Source organism: Thiocapsa bogorovii (assembly GCF_021228795.1).
GTDB lineage: Bacteria > Pseudomonadota > Gammaproteobacteria > Chromatiales > Chromatiaceae > Thiocapsa > Thiocapsa bogorovii.
Genome location: NZ_CP089309.1, coordinates 3,717,501 through 3,736,584 on the forward strand (window position 1 = coordinate 3,717,501; position 19,084 = coordinate 3,736,584).

Annotated in this window: 14 protein-coding genes and 1 pseudogene (1 of these 15 running past the window's edge); 3 read left to right on the forward strand and 12 right to left on the reverse strand. The window is 61.8% G+C overall.

The features are described 5' to 3' along the window. The 12 genes and pseudogenes from coaE to LT988_RS16680 form a co-directional block, all read right to left on the reverse strand. A protein-coding gene (coaE, locus tag LT988_RS16625; RefSeq protein WP_232406651.1) for a dephospho-CoA kinase crosses the window boundary here: on the reverse strand, positions 1–559 show its 5' portion. It extends 59 nt beyond the left edge of the window; only the first 559 of its 618 coding nucleotides appear in the window; it begins with the start codon at positions 557–559; its stop codon lies beyond the left edge, outside the window. Between the two features lie 114 nt (positions 560–673). Then, on the reverse strand, positions 674–1,552 hold the full coding sequence (locus tag LT988_RS16630; RefSeq protein ID WP_232406652.1) for a prepilin peptidase: 879 nt from the start codon (positions 1,550–1,552) through the stop codon (positions 674–676). A gap of 320 nt (positions 1,553–1,872) precedes the next feature. Further along, entirely contained in the window at positions 1,873–3,120 is a 1,248-nt protein-coding gene (locus LT988_RS16635; RefSeq protein WP_232406653.1) for a type II secretion system F family protein, read from the reverse strand. Positions 3,121–3,131: 11 nt separating this feature from the next. Further along, entirely contained in the window at positions 3,132–4,847 is a 1,716-nt protein-coding gene (gene pilB / locus LT988_RS16640; protein ID WP_232406654.1) for a type IV-A pilus assembly ATPase PilB, read from the reverse strand. Between the two features lie 20 nt (positions 4,848–4,867). Then, positions 4,868–5,701, reverse strand: a complete 834-nt coding sequence (locus LT988_RS16645) for a LabA-like NYN domain-containing protein (protein ID WP_232406655.1) — start codon at positions 5,699–5,701, stop codon at positions 4,868–4,870. 159 nt (positions 5,702–5,860) lie between these two features. Then, entirely contained in the window at positions 5,861–7,807 is a 1,947-nt protein-coding gene (acs, locus tag LT988_RS16650; RefSeq protein ID WP_232406656.1) for an acetate--CoA ligase, read from the reverse strand. A 151-nt stretch (positions 7,808–7,958) separates the two neighbouring features. Continuing rightward, a complete protein-coding gene (locus LT988_RS16655; protein WP_232410603.1) occupies positions 7,959–8,636 on the reverse strand; it encodes an exonuclease domain-containing protein in 678 nt (225 codons plus the stop codon). Between the two features lie 9 nt (positions 8,637–8,645). Then, positions 8,646–10,511 (reverse strand): putative nucleotidyltransferase substrate binding domain-containing protein, encoded by a 1,866-nt coding sequence (locus LT988_RS16660; protein WP_232406657.1) that lies wholly within the window; start codon positions 10,509–10,511, stop codon positions 8,646–8,648. Positions 10,512–10,910: 399 nt separating this feature from the next. Continuing rightward, complete coding sequence (locus LT988_RS16665) at positions 10,911–12,716, reverse strand: sodium:solute symporter family protein (RefSeq protein WP_232406658.1); 1,806 nt, start codon at positions 12,714–12,716, stop codon at positions 10,911–10,913. Positions 12,717–12,729: 13 nt separating this feature from the next. After that, the gene (locus LT988_RS16670; protein WP_232410604.1) at positions 12,730–12,999 is read right to left on the reverse strand and encodes a DUF4212 domain-containing protein; all 270 of its coding nucleotides are present in this window, start codon (positions 12,997–12,999) and stop codon (positions 12,730–12,732) included. Between the two features lie 369 nt (positions 13,000–13,368). Further along, on the reverse strand, positions 13,369–14,763 hold the full coding sequence (locus tag LT988_RS16675) for an IS1380-like element ISTro1 family transposase (protein ID WP_232406659.1): 1,395 nt from the start codon (positions 14,761–14,763) through the stop codon (positions 13,369–13,371). 98 nt (positions 14,764–14,861) lie between these two features. Beyond that, a pseudogene (locus LT988_RS16680) lies at positions 14,862–15,041 on the reverse strand (DUF4212 domain-containing protein); the annotation flags it as partial. A 480-nt stretch (positions 15,042–15,521) separates the two neighbouring features. Between LT988_RS16680 and thrC the strand changes: the two are divergent. The 3 genes from thrC (at position 15,522) to LT988_RS16695 (ending at position 18,985) form a co-directional block, all read left to right on the forward strand. Then, the gene (gene thrC / locus LT988_RS16685) at positions 15,522–16,907 is read left to right on the forward strand and encodes a threonine synthase (RefSeq protein WP_232406660.1); all 1,386 of its coding nucleotides are present in this window, start codon (positions 15,522–15,524) and stop codon (positions 16,905–16,907) included. Continuing rightward, positions 16,904–18,517: an alpha-isopropylmalate synthase regulatory domain-containing protein gene (locus LT988_RS16690; protein ID WP_408648011.1), complete on the forward strand. Its 1,614-nt coding sequence runs from the start codon at positions 16,904–16,906 to the stop codon at positions 18,515–18,517. The genes thrC and LT988_RS16690 overlap by 4 nt, the downstream gene beginning before the upstream one ends. Before the next feature lie 84 nt (positions 18,518–18,601). Continuing rightward, positions 18,602–18,985: a DUF6394 family protein gene (locus tag LT988_RS16695; protein ID WP_232406661.1), complete on the forward strand. Its 384-nt coding sequence runs from the start codon at positions 18,602–18,604 to the stop codon at positions 18,983–18,985. Positions 18,986–19,084: the final 99 nt, after the last annotated feature.

Consider the following 19,084-nt stretch of genomic DNA (forward strand, 5'->3'; position numbering starts at 1 on the left):
CTTCGACCTGTGCCAGAAGGGCAGGGCGATCACGGCTGTTGTCGAGAATGTCATCGGCGCGGGCAAGCCGTTCGGCACGACTGATCTGACTAGAGACGATGCGGTCGATTTCCCCGTCTGTGAGGCCGCTGCGCAGGCGCACGCGTTGGCGCTGCTCCGACTCAGGGAGGTCGACGACGAGGACGCGATCGACGAGTGTGTGTTGGTTGGTCTCGAAGAGGAGTGGGATGACCAAGACGGCGTAGGGTGCGTCGGTCTCGGCAAGTTGCTTGAGCATCCGGTCTTTGATCCGCGGATGGAGGATACCCTCCAGTCGAGCGCGTGCATCCGAATTGGAGAATACCAGCGCACGCAGCGCATCGCGGTTCAGTCGTCCGTTCGGTCCGATCAGGTCAGCACCGAAGGTGGCGGCGATCTCGCGGAGCGCGGGTTGCCCCGGTTCGGTCAATTCGCGCGCGATGACATCGGTGTCGATGACGGCCGCGCCACTCGCGGCCAATGCGTCCGCAACGGTCGATTTGCCGCTGCCGATACCGCCGGTCAAGCCGATAACAAGCATCTCGTTGTCCGAATCCCCGCGCCGCGCAGCGGACGCTTTCGAAAAAGCCGTTTGAAGTTGCGCTTGGTCCCCTACTCATGGTCCATGCCGGGCGCACGCCCCGAGGGGCGCGGTTCAGAGTCCAACCATCTTTAGATAGGTCTGGTTGATCTGCTCCCCCCACATCAGGCTGATCCAGCCCGCGGCCGCGAGGAAGGGACCGAAAGGCATGGGTGCCCCACGCTCATGGCGTCCGCTCAGGATCAGGGCGACCCCCACCACCGCTCCGGTCAAGGCGGACAAAAGGATGATCTGCGGTAGGAATTGCCAACCGAGCCAGGCCCCGAAGAGCGCCAACAGCTTGAAGTCGCCGTAGCCCATGCCCTCCTTGCCGGTGGTGAGGCGAAACAGATGGAAGACCGACCAGAGGCTTAGGTAGCCCGCGACCGCGCCGATGATCGCCGAATGACTATCGGTGAAGACCGCGAAAAGGCTCAGGATCAATCCGAGCCAGACCAGCGGCAGTGTGATGCTGTCCGGCAGAAGCTGGGTGTCGACGTCGATCGCGGCGAGTGCGATCAGAGCCCAGGTGAGCAGAAGGGCTGGGCCGGTTTGCCAGTCGAGGCCGAACTGCAGGACGACGATCAAGGTCAGCACCGCGGTGAAGCTCTCGATCAATGGGTAGCGCAGACCGATCCCCGCGCCGCAGGCCGAGCATCGACCGCGCAGGAGGAGATAGCTCACCACCGGGATGTTCTCGTGGGCGCGAATCCGATGACCGCAGTGCGAGCAGGTGGAGGGCGGGTGGGCGAGTGAAAGCCGTTCCTGATTCGGTTGGCCGGCCGAACTCGGCGTGCCGGAGAGCTCGGCACAGTCCCGAGCCCATTCGTCCTCGAGCATTCGAGGAAGCCGCAGGATGACGACATTGAGAAAGCTGCCGACGATCAGCCCGACGAGGATCGAAACCGCATAGAGCAGAAGCGGGGTTTGCTCGAAGACGTCAATCCAATCCATGCAAGGCCCCCTTGGCCGGCGAGTCGGTGGTCGATGAAGGCAGATTGCCGAGACATACCCGCAACCGCGACCGCGTGCCGGGCGTCACGGTGCCCGGACGCGAGCGGCATCGGCAAGGCCCGATGCGAACAAAGTCGCGCCCAGGGCAACATGCGCAATTTTCATTTTGCGTTTGGCTCTGGAGATGTCTTCGATCTCAGTGAGACGCGGCTTAAACTTGAATCTTTTTTAATACTTTAAACCGCGCCAGCTCCGACAGTCGCCGGAGCTGGCGCGGCCAATCCACTCCAACACAGGACTCATATCGCACCGGGCGCGGTTTAAACCACCGAGGCGAGCTTGAAGATCGGCAGGTACATGGCGATGATCAAACTGCCGACCAGGCCGCCGATGACAACCATGATCAGCGGTTCGAGCAGACTACTGAGGCTGTCGACCGCATTGTCGACCTGCTCCTCGTAAAAGTCGGCGACCTTCGCGAGCATGTCGTCGAGCGATCCGGATTCCTCGCCGATGGATGTCATCTGAATGACCATATGCGGAAACAAGTCTTGCTGGCGCATCGACAGTTGCAGCGATTGCCCGGTCGCGACCTCTTCGCGCATCTTCAAGACCGCGTTCTGGTAGACGATATTGCCGGTGGCACCCGAGACCGAATCCAGCGCCTCGACGAGCGGCACGCCGGCCGCGAACATGGTGGATAGGGTTCGGGCAAAACGCGCGAGCGCGGCCTTGTTCAGGATCGGCCCGATGATCGGGATCTTCAGCGCGGTGCGATCGATCGCCTCGCGGAACGCACGGGAGCGTTTGTAGCTGTTGCCGATGACATAGCCGATCGCGCCGAGTCCGAGCAGGACCGCCCACCACCATTTCTGCAGTGCATCGGACAGGCCGATGACCATGAGCGTGAAGGCGGGCAGATCCGCACCGAAACTTGCGAACAGATCCTTGAACTGCGGGATGACGAAGATGAGCAGAACCGCGCTCACGATAATGGCCACGCCGATGACCGCCACCGGGTAGAACATGGCCTTCTTGATCTTGCCCTTGATCGACTCGGTCTTTTCCTTGTAGGTCGCGATCTTGTCGAGCAGGACGTCCAGTACGCCGGCCTGCTCGCCGGCGGCCACCAGGTTGCAGACCAGGTCGTCGAAATAGAGCGGATATTTTCCCATCGCGAGTGCCATGGCGGTGCCGCTCTCGATGTCTTGCTTGATGCCTAGGATCAAGTCCTGCATCGCCGGGTTTTCGTGGCCGCGACCGACGATATCGAACGCCTGAACCAAGGGAACGCCGGCGGACATCATGGTTGCGAGTTGCCGGCTGAAGATGGCGAGATCGGTGCTGGTGATCTTCTTTTTGCCGCTGAAGAGCGGTTGGGGCTTTTTCTTGACCTTGGTCGGGCTCACGCCTTGCCGTCGTAGATCGGCTCGCACCATCGTCATACTGGGCGCGCGGGTCTCGCCCGTCACCTTGGCTCCCCGCCGATCGCGACCTTCCCAGGTAAAGACGTAAGCCTTCTCGGCCTGCGGTTTGGGTTTCGGCTTCGTCTTGAGTGCGGTTGCCATGAGCGTTTTCGTCACTCCTTGGTGACTCGGTTGAGCTCTTCGAGGCTCGTCATCCCTTCTTTGACCTTACGAAGCCCCGATTCTCGCAGGTCCGCGACACCTTCGCGATGAGCCTGCTCGGCGAGCTGCATGGAATTGCCGCCCTCGAGAATCAGTCGCCGGATCGACTCCGTGACGGGCATCACTTGAAAGATACCGACACGCCCGCGGTAGCCCTTGGTGCAGCGTTCGCATCCGACGGGTCCGAAGACGACGATCCCCTCCTCGATATCCGCTTCGCTGAACCCTTCCTGGCGCAGGACCTCGCGGGGAAGGTCTTCGGGCGCCTTGCAGTGCGGGCAGAGGCGCCGCGCGAGACGTTGCGCCATGATGAGCAGGACAGAGGAGGCGATGTTGAAGGGCGCCACGCCCATATTGGCGAGACGTGTCAGCGACTGCGGGGCGTCGTTGGTATGGAGCGTCGAAAGCACGAGATGTCCGGTTTGCGCGGCCTTGACCGCGATCTCGGCGGTCTCCAGATCGCGAATCTCGCCGACCATGACGATGTCCGGGTCCTGACGCAGGAATGCACGAAGCGCGGCGGCGAAGGTCAGCCCCGTCTTTGGGTTCATGCTGACCTGATTGATCCCCGGAACCTGGATCTCGACCGGATCCTCGACTGTCGAGATATTGATGTCCGGCTGATTCAGGAGATTGAGCGCGGTATAGAGCGACACCGTCTTCCCGGATCCGGTCGGGCCGGTAACCAGGATCATGCCGTACGGCTTATGGATAGCCTCCAAGAATGCCGTACGCTGGTCGAGCTCGAAACCCAGGGCCTCGATGCCGACCTGAGCAGACGCGGAATCGAGGATCCGCAGGACCACCTTCTCGCCGTACAGGGTGGGCAAGGTATTGACGCGGAAGTCGATGTCGCGTGTGCGGCTGACCTTGAGCTTGATGCGTCCGTCCTGAGGCACACGACGCTCTGCGATATTCATCCGCGACATGACCTTAAGTCGTGCGACCAGGCGCCCGGCGATATTCATGGGTGGACTCGCCACCTCGCGCAACATGCCGTCTTGTCTGAAGCGCACGCGAAAGAACTTCTCGTAGGGCTCGAAGTGGATGTCCGAAGCGCCCGCCGCGATGGCGTCGACCAGCACCTTGTTGACATACCTAACGATCGGTGCGTCGTCGATGTTGATGTCGGCGTCTTCGCGAAGATCCTCGTCGTCCGGGGTGATCTCGAGTTTCTCCAGGTCCGCGTCCATGAGCTCGGTCATGGTCGTGTCCTGGGCCTCGATCGCCGTCTCGATCGCGGCCTTGAGCTTGTCCTCTTCGACCAGCACCGCGTCGGTCGCCAGACCCGTGTTGAAGCGGATCTCTTCGAGCGCCTGGTCGTTGGTGGGGTCCGAAAGGGCCAGGAAAAGGCGGTTGCCGCGGCGGAAGATCGGAAGCGCCCGGTGTTTGCGCACCAGACGCTCGTCGACCAGGTTCACCGGAAGGTTGAGCAAATCCAGTGCATGGAGGTCGAGCAGCGGCACCCCGAACTCGTGTGAGGCCGCGACCGCGATTTGCCGGCTGCCGAGCAGCTTCTGCTCGACGAGATATGACACGAACGCTTGACGACGACGGGTCGCGTCGTCGTAGGCGGCGATCGCTTCACGCTCGGTGATGAGGTTGTCTCGCACCAGGCGCAGTGCGAGGCCCGAGAGCTTGTTCTTGGCTGTTTGATCCGTCGCCATAGCTCGTGTGTCGTCGGACCTCAGCGGTTGACGGAAAAGGCGAGTCGGACATTGCTTGCAACCAGGCCGTTGTCCTTCTGCTCGCTCTCATTGAGGTAAAACTCAAGCACCGTCTCGCGGCTCATCAGCATGTCCTCTGTGACATCGTCTGCCAACTCGTTGGCATGACAAAAGACACTGATGTAGGGAGAATCCGCCTCCCGCGGATCCGTGACCCAGAGCGACGGCGAGATGCGGTCCATGATCCTCAGGAAACCGTAGCCTTTGTCCGCGAACCATTTGGTACAGACCCCGCGTACGCAGGATCCGGGCTTGCCCCACTCGTTGCGCGGTTCGTAGGAGATCGGCAACAGGTCTGGGATCAGGAATCCGGAGTAGTAGGCGTCAACCTGCTGCTGAAGTTGGCGCGAGACGTTTTTGAACCCCATCAATTCGACCCGGCAGCCGGTGTTCTGCAGTGCTTCGACGACTTGTAGAAAGTCGCCGTCGCCCGTCACCAGCAGGACTTGATCGAGTTTGTTGGCCTGCAGCATGGCATCGACCGCCATATCGAGATCGGCGTTCGCCTTGGTGGTGACATTGCCACTTTCGTCAGTATAGCGCCGGACCAACTTCACGGTGATCTTCCAACCGAAGTCCCGCACCATCTGTTGATAGGTCTGTGCCTTTTTTCTGTATTCCAGGTCCTCGCGAGCCCGCTCGGCATCAAAGGCCATGTAGGTGTTCAAGCGTTGCAGGATGCCGCCTTCACGCGCGGCGAAGCGTCGCAGCACGTCGTAGCGCATCTGAAAACCGCCGTTGTAGCGGACATTCTCGGCATCGACGAAGACGCCGACTCGGAAGCTGGAGCTCATAGGGATGATGATTTCGCGTTCGATGCACGGCAAGCGCGGCCCTCGTCCTCTCGGATATCGAGTCCGGGGGTCGCGTGTACCCTGCGGTCCGCCGCCGGCGGACCGCTTCGTCTGGTCGGTCGTGTCCGCCGTGAGCGGCGCACGACCGACCCCTTCGCGCTACTGATTGGCCCGATTCTCGATCAGATCGTTCACCACGGTGGGATCGGCAAGCGTGGAGGTGTCGCCCAGCGAATCGATTTCATTGGCGGCGATCTTGCGTAGGATCCGACGCATGATCTTGCCCGAACGGGTCTTGGGCAGGCTGGGCGCCCACTGGATGATGTCGACGATGGCAATCGGACCGATCTCACCGCGCACCATGGCGACCAGCTCCTTCTTCAGGTCGTCGGTCGGCTCGACGCCGGCCATCGGCGTTACGTAGGCATAGATGCCCTGACCCTTGAGGTCATGCGGGTAACCGACCACAGCCGCTTCCGCGACATGCGGGTGCAGGACGAGCGCCGACTCGATCTCGGCGGTGCCCAAGCGATGGCCGGAGACGTTCAACACGTCGTCGATGCGTCCGGTGATCCAGTAGTAGCCGTCGGCGTCCCGACGTGCGCCGTCACCCGTGAAGTAATAGCCCGGATATTGCTTGAAGTAGGTGTCGATGAAACGCGCGTGATCGCCGTAGACGCTGCGCATCTGCGCCGGCCATGGCTGACTGATGACCAATGCACCCTCGCCCGGACCCTCGATCAGTGTCCCTTCGGCCGGATCCACCAACGCAGGCACGACCCCGAAGAAGGGCAGGGTGGCCGAACCCGGCTTGAGCGCGGTTGCGCCGGGCAGCGGGGTGATCAGGTGGCCGCCGGTCTCGGTCTGCCACCAGGTATCGACGATCGGGCAACGCTCGTCGCCGACCACGCGGTGGTACCACTCCCAAGCCTCGGGATTGATCGGCTCGCCGACCGAGCCGAGGATGCGAAGCGACTTACGCGAGGTCTTCTTCACGGGCTCTTCGCCCGCGCGCATCAAGGACCGGATGGCGGTCGGAGCGGTGTAGAAGATATTGACCTGGTGCTTGTCGATCACGTCCCAGAAGCGGGACATGTCCGGATAGTTCGGGATCCCCTCGAACATCAGCGAGGTTGCGCCGTTGGCCAGCGGGCCATAGACGATATAGGTGTGACCGGTGACCCAGCCGACGTCGGCGGTGCACCAATACACCTCGCCGTCCTGGTAGTCGAAGGTGTACTTGTGGGTCATGGCGGCGAAGACCAGATAGCCGCCCGTGGTATGCAGGACACCCTTCGGTTTGCCGGTGGAGCCGGAGGTATAGAGGATGAACAGCGGATCCTCGGCGTCCATCTCCTCCGGCGGGCAATCCGCAGATGCGCTTGCAAGGGCTTCGTCGTACCAGATGTCGCGACCTTCGGTCCACTCCACGGCGCCGCCGGTACGGCGCACGACCACGACGGTATCGACGTTGGGGCACTCCTGCAGCGCGGTGTCGGCGTTCTTCTTCAACGGGATGTGACGCCCGCCGCGCACGCTTTCGTCGGACGTAATGACTAGGCGGCACTCGGAGTCGAGCACGCGATCGCGTAGCGAGTCCGGCGAGAAGCCGCCGAAGACGATGGAGTGGGTTGCGCCGATGCGGGTGCAGGCGAGCATGGCGACTGCGGCCTCCGGGATCATCGGCAGGTAGATACAGACCCGGTCACCTTTGCGCACGCCGCGCGACTTGAGCACGTTCGAGAGTTTGCAGACCTCCGCATGCAACTCGCGGTAGGTGAGCTTGCGATCTTCGGCCGGGTTGTCGGCCTCCCAAATAATAGCGACCTGATCGCCGCGCGTCTCGAGATGGCGGTCCAAGCAGTTGTAGGAGACGTTCAGTTTTCCGCCTTGAAACCACTTGATGTGCAGATCTTCGGCCTGGTAGCTGTAGTCCATCACAGAGTCCCATTTCTTGGACCAGGTCAGGAACGCCTCGGCCTGCTCAGCCCAAAAGCCCTGCGGATCCTCGACCGACCGCTTGTACATGGCGGCATACTGCTCGGCGTTGACGTGGGCCTTCGCGGCGATGGCCGCGGGAACCTGGTAGACCTTCTCTTCCGACATGGTTGTTGTCTCCTCGACGTGGTGGAGTGATCTGTGCCGGCGCACTGTGGACTTTCATCGGTGCCGGCTTGAGCGAACGACTAATAGTAAACGCTCCAATAGGGCGCAGCTAGCCGGGATATGCCGGTGCCTGCCCGGGGCGCGTCGACTCTCAGCACAGGAAGTCGCGCAGCGGCAGTCCGTTGCCGTTGTCTCGATAGGCGGCCTGGGCGAGGAACAGCTCGGCCGAGGCCAAGGCGTCGCTCAGTGCGTTGTGTGCGCTGTAATGGGGCAGATTGTAGCGATCCCCGAGCGCGTGCAGACGTAGATCGGAGGCCTTAAACGGCGTTTGGCGGCGCTCGAAGGTTCGGTAAGCCAATGTCTGGGTGTCGACGACCGGCATCAGAAGTCCCTGCTTCCAAAGTCGTTTGCAGGCGTTGGTGAGGAAGCCGCGCTCGATGCGTGCGTGATGGGCAATCATGACCTTACCCGCCAGTGTCTCGAGAAGCTCCTCGAGGACGTCGGAAAGCTCGCTGCCTTCCGCGGACTCGTCGTCCGTGATCTGATGGATGATCGCCGTTGCCTCCGGGATGGATCGATCGATCCGCACCACCCGATGACGGGCGCTCGATAGGTCGATGGATGTGCCTCTGACCCCGACATAGCCAACGCTCAGGATCAGATCATCGGCGATATTCAGTCCAGTGGTTTCGAGATCGATGGCGAGATACTCCACCTCACGATAGTCCGTTCTCGCCGGCGGAAACGGATGTTCCAGGTAGGAGCGCAAGGGCCCCGGTGGGGTCCGGCGCAGTTGCCATCGGCGGCGCCAATCAAGCAGTCGCGACATCATCCGGCCCTACGCGAAGCGGCCCGCTTGATAGCGCTGTCCGAGGGACTCCTGCATGGTGTTGATGAGGAGAAAGGCGTCCTTCAGATGTCCGCGTTCAAGCGGAGAGAGCTCGTCCGGCGACAGGAAGTTATCCGCTTTTTTCCCGTGCGCGAGCTGATTGGCCTGATGACGCATCCGCAGCGTTCCGACCAGCTCGATGGCGTCGGTCAGGTTGGCAGCTCCGTCCTTGCTCAAGGTCCCGTACTGGGCAGCGGCGCTCAGGCGCTCGATCGTGTTGGTCTCGGGGAGTCCGCCCGAGAGTGCATAGATCCGCGCCAGGTCGACGATGGGTACGATGCCCTTGTGCTTGATGTCGAAGGTGTGGTCGTGGTCGCCGCCTTGAATCAACACGATGTTCCGGAAAAACCCCAGCGGCGGCCGATATTTGAGCGCATTCGCGACCATGTAGGCGATGAAGATTCGGTTGGCCTTGGAGCGTTCGAGAACGCGCTCCTGAAGCTCGGCGAAGAGATTGTCCGGGTCATAGACGGCGCGCAGGTCGAAAAAGACGTTTGCGAGCATCAAGGACATCGGTTCGGGCTTCAGGATCCAGTTGGTGAAGTACTTGTGCCAGATCCGCAAGGGCTGGCGCCATTTCGGGTTCGAAGCCATGACATCGCCGGGGCAGTAAACGAAGCCGCAAGCATCGAGACCGTCGTTCACGATCTTGGCGAGTGCGGCGAAGTAGGCGTCGTCGTCCGGTTGTGCGTGGTCCGCGATCAGGAGCGCGTTGTCTTGGTCCGAGTGTGAGGACTGCTCCCGGCGCGCCTGCGAGCCCCCGACGATCCAGGCGTAGGGCACGGGCGCGCTGCCGAGATCCGCTTCGGCCAGCGTGATCAGTCGCTGCGTGATGGCGTCGGTGACGGCGCTGATGGCCTGACCGACGTGGTTTGCGGTTGCGCCCCCGTTGACGAGATGGACCTGAAGCTCGGGGATCTTGGCGCTGATCTGCACCAGCGTCTCGATCGATGTCGCGCGGTGGATATCGCCGACGAGATAGACCGCGTTCGCGCTCTGAAAGCGGGTAAGGTCGGTTGTCGAGATCAGGCCGGCGACACGCTCCCCGTCTAGGACCGGCAAATGATGCACGTTGAGGCGTGTCATCGTGATCAGGGCCTGGAAACCCAGTGTATCGACCTGCGCCGTCTGCAGTTTCTCGGTCATGATCTCGCGGACCGGTCGGTCCGTCGACAGACCGACCGCGACGCAGCGACTGCGCAGGTCCCGATCCGTAATCATGCCGGCGAGTCGATCGCTTTCCATGATCAGCAACGAGGAGACGCGATGCTCCGACATTACCTGAGCGGCCTCCCGAATACTCGTCTCCGGGCTCGCGACGATCGGTGTGCGGTTGATCATATCGCCGATCTGGACCGTCATCAGGCCGGTGCCGGCGGCCGGGGCGTCCACCATGATGTCAAGAGCCTTGCGCAGGCGACTGGAGATGGATTGATCGAAATGCTCGGCGAACTCGGCGTGACGCTCACGCAGATCCGCCAGCTCGGCGCAGGGCAGGGCGTAGACGAGCGTATCCTCGGAGGTGTTGCCGAAAAATCGACCACCTTCGGGTGTGGGCCGACAGGGCATGTCGCATAGGTCGCCCTCGGCCAGTTTTCCGACCAGCTCGCCATTGGAGTCACGCAGCTCCACTGCGCCGCGACGCAGGAGATAGACGCAGGACGGATCGGCGTTTTCGGGCGGAAACGGCGTGCCGCGTCGAAAATATCGGACGGAGAGGCGCTGGGGAAGACGGTCGAGCGTCTCCTGCGGAAGTTGGTCGAAGGGCGGGTGAGTGGCGAGGAAGTCTCGGATCTCGATCAGCTCGATGTTCATCGCGCGACTCTCTGTGGTCTAACGAAAATGATGGTCCGTGGGTCCAGCGGCCGATGCCGCAGGGCTTTAAACCCCGCCCGGTAGGGTATGGGTAACTTGTTGGAGTGGCTTGGCCGCGCCGGTTCCGACGACTGTTGGAGCCGGCGCGGTTTAACCTATTCAAAAATATTAAATTCTAAACCGCGTCTCACTGGGATCAAGGATATCTCCGAAGCCAAACGTACAAAGAAAATGACGCATATCGCTCTGGACGCGGTTTGGCTGACCCGAAATCAACAAAAAGCCCCGCCGAAGCGGGGCTGGAATCTTGGGCGAGTGACCTTGCGGATCCGTCCTTCGGTTACCCGCTCACGCGCCGGCAGGACACTTGCTTCGGGTGCCTGCCGGATCGCGTCGCGCTCAGTGGCCGGTTGCCACTCCCGAGCCGCGCGGGATGCGCACATCCTCGACGAGGTGCTGGATGTGCTCGGGGGGCGCAGCCGCGAATTTCGACACGACGATCGCGACGATGAAGTTCACCAGGGCGCCGACCGCACCGAAGGCGTTCGGCGAGATGCCGAAGAACCAGTCAGGCCCCATGCCGAGCTCCGGCGCGAGGAACTCTGTACCCGGGATGAAGAAGATCCCTTTGTGCTGGAACACGTAGAGCAACGTCACCGAGATACCCGCGATCATTCCGGTGACCGCGCCCGCCGTATTCATGCGCTTTGCGAAGATGCCGAGCATGAGGGCAGGGAAGATCGACGAAGCGGCCAACCCGAAGGCGATGGCCACGGTTCCTGCCGCGAATCCCGGTGGATTCAGACCCAAGTAGCCGGCCAGGATGATCGCACCGATCATCGACAGACGCCCCGCCATCAGCTCGCGCTTCTCCGAGATCTTCGGCATGAAGACGCCCTTGAGCAGGTCGTGAGAGATCGAGGAAGAGATGGCGAGCAGGAGACCCGCAGCCGTCGAGAGCGCCGCCGCGAGTCCGCCCGCAACGACCAAGGCGATCACCCAAGCCGGTAGATTCGCGATCTCCGGGTTGGCCAACACCATGATGTCGTTGTTGACGGTGACCATCTCGTTGCCCTTCCAGCCGAACCCTTCGGCCTTCGCCGCGAACGCCTCGTTCTTGTCGTCGTAGTACTGGATACGGCCGTCGTCGTTCTTGTCTTCCCACTTGAGCAGACCGGTGGTCTCCCAACGCTTGAACCACTCGGGACGCTCGTCGTAGACGAGGTTTCCGGTCTCGCTGCCGACCGGGCCGATTTGGATGGTATCCATCAGATTCAGGCGAGCCATGGCGCCGACAGCCGGTGCCGTGGTGTACAGGATTGCGATGAAGACCAGTGCCCAGCCGGCCGAGAAACGTGCGTCACGCACCTTCGGAACCGTGAAGAAGCGGATGATGACGTGCGGCAGCCCGGCCGTACCGATCATGAGCGACAGGGTATAGACGAACATGTTGAGCGAGCTGCCCATGACCTGCGTGGTGTATTCCTTGAAGCCGAGGTCGGTGACCACCTGGTCGAGCTTGGCGAGCAAGGTCAGGCCGCTTGCCGTGCCGTCGGCGACGTATTCACTGCCGAGACCGAGCTGCGGGAGCGGGTTGCCGGTCAGATTCATGGAGATGAAGATCGCCGGGACCGTGTAGGCGAAGATCAGGACGACATACTGTGCGATCTGAGTGTAGGTGATGCCCTTCATGCCGCCGGTGATGGCGTAGATGGCGACGATGCCCATGCCGACCAGGATGCCCATCTCGTAGGTGACGCCAAGAAATCGCGAGAAGGCCACGCCGATACCGGTCATCTGGCCGATAACATAGGTGACCGAGGCCAGGATCAAGCAGATGACGGCAACCACGCGCGCGGTCTGTGAGTAGTAACGGTCGCCGATGAATTCAGGCACCGTAAACTTGCCGAATTTACGCAGGTATGGGGCCAAGAGGAGCGCGAGCAGCACGTAGCCGCCTGTCCAGCCCATCAGAAAGACTGATCCGCCGTAACCGCCGAAGGCGATCATTCCGGCCATGGAGATGAATGACGCGGCCGACATCCAGTCTGCTGCTGTTGCCATGCCGTTGGCGACCGGGTGCACGCCCCCACCCGCGACGTAGAAGTCCCCGGTGGTCTTCGCTCGGGCCCAGACCGCGATCCCGATATAGAGCGCGAAGGTCACGCCGACGATACTGTAAGTCCAAAGTTCAAGTGTTGTCATAGTGTTGCGCCCCTTATTCCTCGCCGAAGTCGTATTTTTTGTCCAGACGGTTCATCGATGTCGCATACACGAAGATCAAGACGACAAAGATGTAGATGGATCCCTGTTGTGCAAACCAGAAACCGAGCGGATAGCCGCCGAGCATGATGGCATTCAACGGCTCGACCAGGATGATGCCGAAGCCGAAGGACACCACAAACCAAATCGTCAGCAGGATGGCGAGTAGACGCAGATTCTCACTCCAATACTGCGCGTGCTTGCTCGGTTGCGCGGGTGAATGCAAGGACTGCGTCTCATCGCTGCCGGAGTGATAGGGCGTCCCGCTCACGGAATCCTCGCCGACATCGAATTTATTGTCGAGCGTATTCATCGATACGGCATAAATGAAGATCAGCGCAACGAAGATGTAGCCCGGATGTTTCATAAACCGACACAGCCGACACTGGCCTCGCGGATTTGCGCGGCGCTGGGCGTCACCGAGGGCGATGACCGGGACGCCGCGGGGGTTGAATGGTGGAAATACCGAGCGGCAACGGGCTTGATCAACGGGGCACGAGTAGTTTTGTCGCCGCGCAGGCGTACGATGCCCTGCCCGAGGTGGGCATAGTCGTCGTGCGCGTGCTGAAATCCCCGTGCGGGGATGTATGTGCGTCTAGGCGGGCGCCGCCCGGGGCTGCGCGTTGAAGAGCCTCTCGGTGACCTGCTGCAACAGCGTCTTGACCGGACAGCTCGAGGGCAGGTGCAGGCGCACGCGGTCTTTGTACTGCACCACGCGCACGGCGAGCTTGAACAGTTTGATGATCACGGTGGCAGGCTGGGCGTTGGCCAGTTCCGTGCCGACGAGGACCTCGGTGCGCAGCGTTTGGTGCAAGACGTAAGCGGCGCAGGAGAAGAACAAGCGCATCTGATTGGCCAAGAAGGTGCTGTCGGAAGTGCGATCGCTGGCCAGATCGTTCTTGATCATTTTGATGAAGTTCTCGTCCTGGCCGCGCGCGCAGTACAGATCGCGGTAGACGCACTCGGGACTGGGCAAGTCCAAGGAGGTGACGACGAAGCGGAGGTTGTCGCCGCGCGCCGTCACCTCGGCTTTGAGGATGGTCCGACACGCGCCGGGCCAGGAACCGGCACGGTAGTCAACCTCGTGGTAGGTGCGGGTCCGCTCGGGTACGTCGGCGTCGGCGCGCCGGGCGTTCTCGATGCGCAGCGCATGGAGCTTGCGGGCGTCGGCCAAGAACGGCTCGGCCCGTGGCGTGAGAGCCCGGTTACCCGCCAGGCCGAAGATGAAATCCGTCAACGGATCGGCCATCGCCAAGGCCATCAACTCGGGGTTGGAGAAGTGTCCGTCGCCGCGCAGGATGATGCGTGTGCGTGGCCACGCGGCCCGCAGCCGCTTGAGCACGCGCTTGAGGATCATCGCGTTCTCGGCGCCGGTGGGGCGCTTGCCGGGACGCAGCACCGCGGTGATGAACTTCCCCGAGAGGCCCTCGAAGAGAAACAGCGGCAAGTAGCAATGGTTGCCGTAGTGATGATTGTAGAACGCGAACTCCTGCTGGCCATGGGTGGCGTCTTCGGAGTGGTCCATATCGAGCACGATCACCTGCGGCGCCTTCGGGTAGCTGGCGATGAAGGCCTCGACGAAGGCCTGCGCCATGCGGTAGAGGTCGCGCGCGCCGACCCCATTCTCCAAACGCGAGAAGGTCGGCCCGCTGGCCAGGTCCGTCGTCGCATCCAGCGGCTTGCGCTCCAGCCCCAGCTTGAACAGCGCATCACGGCGCAGCGCATTGGCGTCGTTGCCGTCTTCGTAAGCACAGGCGATCTGGTAGACCCGTTGCGCGATCAGCTCACGCATCGGATGGGTGGTGTAGGACGGATGGCGCCAATCATCGATCGCTGCGCTCAACCGCTCGGTCAGGCCGATCTGCCGATCAACCCCGCGCAGAATCATGGGGCCAAAGTCAGACGACATGGCGCCGCCGTCGAAGTCGCCGCGGACCGTGAAACCGGCGACCGGGGGAAAACGCAGCTGTTCCGGGGTAGACTCGGGCATGGGCGACCTCGTTTAGCTTCTTCCGAAGCGTTCTTGGCGGAACAGCCATTTTATCAATGGGTTGAACGAGAGTCGCCCTTTTTTATGAAATATTCGGGGTAGATGGATCCCTGTTGAGCGAACCAGAAACCGAGCGGGTAGCCGCCAAGCATAATGGTGTTCAACGGCTCGACAAGGATGATGCCGAAGCCAAAGGAGACAATGAACCAGATCGTCAGCAGAATCGCCAGGAGACGCAGATTTGCGCTCCAGTATTCCGCTCGTTTGCCAGGAGTCATGGATTGTGTCACTCCGTAGTGTCGGATGAGTGTTTTGGGTCGGGGTGACGGGGCGATGACGGAACCCTTAAATGCGGCTGGCTCGTCGGCCTTGAACAGTGCCCCCTCGGTCGATCTTGTTGTTGTCGACTGCTCGCCGCGCGCATCCAGCCTAGCGAACAGTCGGTCGCGCAACCCGAACCCGTGCTCTCATATCGAGTTGCGAAGCCGGTCTCGCCCAGTGGCGTGGCCCGGCAATTTTCCTTTCTTGCCGCGTCCGAATCTCCGGGCGAGGCGCCGGCATTGTCTGGCGCGCCACGTCATGCTGTCAACGACGGCGCGGTCTTTCCGGTGTCGCGAATGTATCGGTAAAGCACGATCTTCGGCAACATCGCGTCACACATTCCCGAGCTCGGACGGAATCTCGGTTGCCAACGGTCGCGGTGTTTCTTACCCTGCAGCGCGATCATGTCACAACATTGAGCGGTGGGTTCGATCGATATGCAGTATTCAAGCACGCGCGGCGGGATTGAACCGGTCGGTTTTGCCGAGGCCGTCTTGATGGGCTTGGCGACCGACGGGGGGCTCCTGGTCCCGACGGATCTGCCGCGAGTGGATGCGGCGACCCTGCGCGCATGGTCCGGCCTGCGTTTTCAGGACTTGGCTCTCGAGGTCATGGTTCCCTTCGTCGGGGAAGACATCCCGCGGGACGATCTGCGTCGGCTGATCGAGTGCTCCTACGCGACCTTTACGCACCCCGAGGTGACGCCGATCGTCGATGTCGGCGATCGACGGATCCTCGAGCTTTTCCATGGGCCGACCGCGGCATTCAAGGACGTTGCGCTTCAATTCCTCGGAAATCTCTTCGAGTATCTCCTGGAACGCGACGGCGGGGAGCTCAATATTTGCGGCGCCACCTCCGGGGATACCGGCTCCGCGGCCATCTACGGCGTTCGCGGCAAGGCGCGGATCAGCATCTTCATGCTTCATCCGAAGGGTCGCATCTCGCCGATCCAGGAACGTCAGATGACGAGTGTGCTGGATGCCAACGTTCACAATATCGCCGTGAGGGGGAGTTTCGATGATGCCCAACGCATCGTCAAAGAGCTCTTCAACGACCTGCCGTTCAAGTCCGAATTCAGCCTGGGCGCGGTCAACTCGATCAACTGGGCACGGATCCTCGCCCAGATGGTTTATTACGTCTTCGCTTGGGCGCGCTGCAGCGGCGGCGATCCGGAGCGTCGGGTGAGCTTTGCGGTGCCGACCGGCAACTTCGGGGATGTCTTCGCGGGGTATCTCGCCAAGCGGATCGGTGTGCCCATCCATCGGTTGATCATTGCGACCAATCGCAACGACATCCTCACGCGATTCGTCGACGCGGGCGTCTACGCCGTCGGCGAGGTCTTTCAGACCCTCAGCCCCGCCATGGACATCCAGATCGCGTCGAATTTCGAGCGCTACCTCTATTTCCTGCACGACGAGGACGCCGGGAAGGTCCGCGCTCTTCTCGAGACGCTGCAGACAACCGGCCGGCTCGAAGTGGATACAGCGCATCATGACCGCGCCCGGGCCGATTTCGACGCCGTCGCGGTGAGCGATGCGGAAACGCTGGAGCAGATTCGTCGGACTTACGCCGCCAGCGATTACATCCTTTGCCCCCACACCGCCGTCGGGGTCAAGGCGGCAGGTTCAGGCGACGCCATCTGCCTCGCCACGGCTCACCCGGCCAAGTTCAACGAAGCGATCCGTTTGGCCATCGGCCGCGATGCCCCGGTGCCGCCCGCGCTGCAGGGGCTGATGGATCTGCCGACGCGTTGTCTCGAGCTCGATGCGGGTGCCGCGACGCTCAAGGCGCATATCCGGGAAACCTTGAAGGACACCCGATGAGCCCGTCGACACGCGCACCGCACGACGAAACCCCGGCCGCAAGCGTGCCGGGTCGCGATGTCTACATCATGGACACAACCCTTCGCGACGGCGAGCAGACCCAAGGCGTCTCCTTCTCTCCGGATGAAAAGGTCAATATTGCCAAAGTTTTGCTTGAGCTTGTTCGGGTGGACCGAATCGAGGTGGCGTCGGCCCGAGTGTCCTCCGGCGAGGCCTATGCCGTTGCTCAAATCATCGCTTGGGCCGAAGAGCGTGATCTGGCGAGTCGCGTCGAGGTGTTGGGTTTCGTCGACGGCGGGCGCAGCGTCGACTGGATCCGCGATGCCGGCGGGCACGTGATCAACCTGCTGGCCAAGGGCAGCGAGAAGCATTGTCGCGGCCAGCTCGGCAAGACGCTCGATCAGCACGCCGCCGACGTCAGGAACACCATCGCCATCGCCCATGACCGTGGCCTATCCGTCAATCTCTATCTTGAAGACTGGTCGAACGGCTACCGCGACAACCCGGCCTACGTGTTCGGGCTGGTGGAGCGATTGGCCGATTGCGGGATCGGTCACTTCATGCTCCCCGATACGCTCGGCGTCATGACGCCCGAGCGTGTGTTCGATGCCTTTACCGACATGCTCGGGCACTTTCCCGGCATCAAGCTCGATTTTCATCCGCACAACGACTACGGGCTCGCGACCGCCAACGTGCTCGCCGCCGCTCGAGCCGGTGCGGCGGCTGTTCACTGCACCGTGAATTGTCTCGGCGAGCGTGCCGGCAATGCCTCCCTGGCCGAGGTGGCCGTGAATCTGCGTGACCAACTCGGCTTGCGGATCGGGATCGACGAAAGCCATCTGGCTCGCATCAGTGAGTTGGTTGAATACTTCTCTGGCAAGCGCATCGCCGACAATGCGCCCATTATCGGCGCCGATGTCTTCACGCAGACCGCCGGTATCCATGCCGACGGCGATCGCAAAGGCAGCCTTTACCACACGCGTCTCTCACCCGAGCGTTTCGCGCGGCGGCGCAAATATGCACTGGGCAAGCTCGCCGGCAAGGCATCGCTTGCGAAGAATCTGGAGCGTCTGGACATTACGCTCTCCGAGGAAAACCAAGCCAAGGTCCTGAGAAGGATCGTCGAGCTCGGCGATTCGAAAAAGACCATCACGATCGAAGACCTGCCCTTCATCATTGCGGAGGTCCTGGAGAGCAAGGATTACAACTATGCCGAGCTGCTGGCCTGCTCGGTCTCCTCGACCCTGGATCTGGAGTCGACGGCGAGCATCAAGATCCGCATTGCCGAGGAGATCCTCACCGCCGCCGGCAGCGGCAACGGCGGCTTCGACGCTTTCAACAATGCACTGGCCAAGATCCTGAAGAAGCGCGGTTTGACACTGCCGACGCTGCTCGACTACGAGGTCCGCATTCCCAAGGGCGGGCGCACCGATGCACTCACCGAATGCAGCATCACCTGGGCGACCGACCAGGGCGAGCTGCGTACCCGCGGGGTCCATGCTAATCAGGTCTTTGCGGCGATCGGGGCGACCGTGCGAATGCTCAACATCGTCATGCATCGTGCGCTTGCCGCGCAGCGGGCCGCCGAAGCGGCCTCCTCGGCGGCCTAGAGGCATGCAGCCGTTCATGCGACACGCCCCGACGAGCACCCTGAACACGACAACCGCGAGACACCGCGCGAGGAGCCCCGCCGCATGAATCCCGAAAAAGTCGTCTTCGGCTTCTTTATCGTCTTGGCCTTGACCCTGAACTTCGGGTTCTTCGTCGGCGAGATCGACAATCCGGAACACCATCATGTCTGGGAGCTGTTCGCCGTGATCTTGGTCAACTTGGTCGCGACCGTGCTGAAGTTCGGCGACCGCACCCACATGGGCGCCTTGCTGTTGGCCACCAGCCTGGTCGCCATCCTACAGCTGATCGGTGCGGCCCTGATTTGGACGATTGCGGTTCACGCGACCGAGGCCGGTATGACACCCGCGATCATGGCCAGCATCGTCTCCTTGAGCGGCGGGGCCATGATCGCCAACGTGGTGTCGGTAGTGCTTCTGGTGATCGAGACCTTCACGCTGCGTCGCTAAACCGCGTCCAGAGCGAGATGCGTCATTTTCATTTTGCGTTTGGCTTTGGAGATGTCCTCGATTTCGGTGAGGCGCGGTCTAAACTTCAATATTTTTAAT

Coding starts and splice junctions, on each gene's coding strand:
- LT988_RS16630 (WP_232406652.1), bottom strand. CDS start 1,552: ATGGATTGGATTGACGTCTTCGAGCAAACCCCGCTTCTGCTCTATGCG.
- pilB (WP_232406654.1), bottom strand. CDS start 4,847: ATGGCGACGGATCAAACAGCCAAGAACAAGCTCTCGGGCCTCGCACTG.
- LT988_RS16695 (WP_232406661.1), top strand. CDS start 18,602: ATGAATCCCGAAAAAGTCGTCTTCGGCTTCTTTATCGTCTTGGCCTTG.
- LT988_RS16645 (WP_232406655.1), bottom strand. CDS start 5,701: ATGAGCTCCAGCTTCCGAGTCGGCGTCTTCGTCGATGCCGAGAATGTC.
- thrC (WP_232406660.1), top strand. CDS start 15,522: ATGCAGTATTCAAGCACGCGCGGCGGGATTGAACCGGTCGGTTTTGCC.
- LT988_RS16690 (WP_408648011.1), top strand. CDS start 16,904: ATGAGCCCGTCGACACGCGCACCGCACGACGAAACCCCGGCCGCAAGC.
- acs (WP_232406656.1), bottom strand. CDS start 7,807: ATGTCGGAAGAGAAGGTCTACCAGGTTCCCGCGGCCATCGCCGCGAAG.
- LT988_RS16655 (WP_232410603.1), bottom strand. CDS start 8,636: ATGTCGCGACTGCTTGATTGGCGCCGCCGATGGCAACTGCGCCGGACC.
- LT988_RS16635 (WP_232406653.1), bottom strand. CDS start 3,120: ATGGCAACCGCACTCAAGACGAAGCCGAAACCCAAACCGCAGGCCGAG.
- LT988_RS16665 (WP_232406658.1), bottom strand. CDS start 12,716: ATGACAACACTTGAACTTTGGACTTACAGTATCGTCGGCGTGACCTTC.
- LT988_RS16675 (WP_232406659.1), bottom strand. CDS start 14,763: ATGCCCGAGTCTACCCCGGAACAGCTGCGTTTTCCCCCGGTCGCCGGT.
- LT988_RS16660 (WP_232406657.1), bottom strand. CDS start 10,511: ATGAACATCGAGCTGATCGAGATCCGAGACTTCCTCGCCACTCACCCG.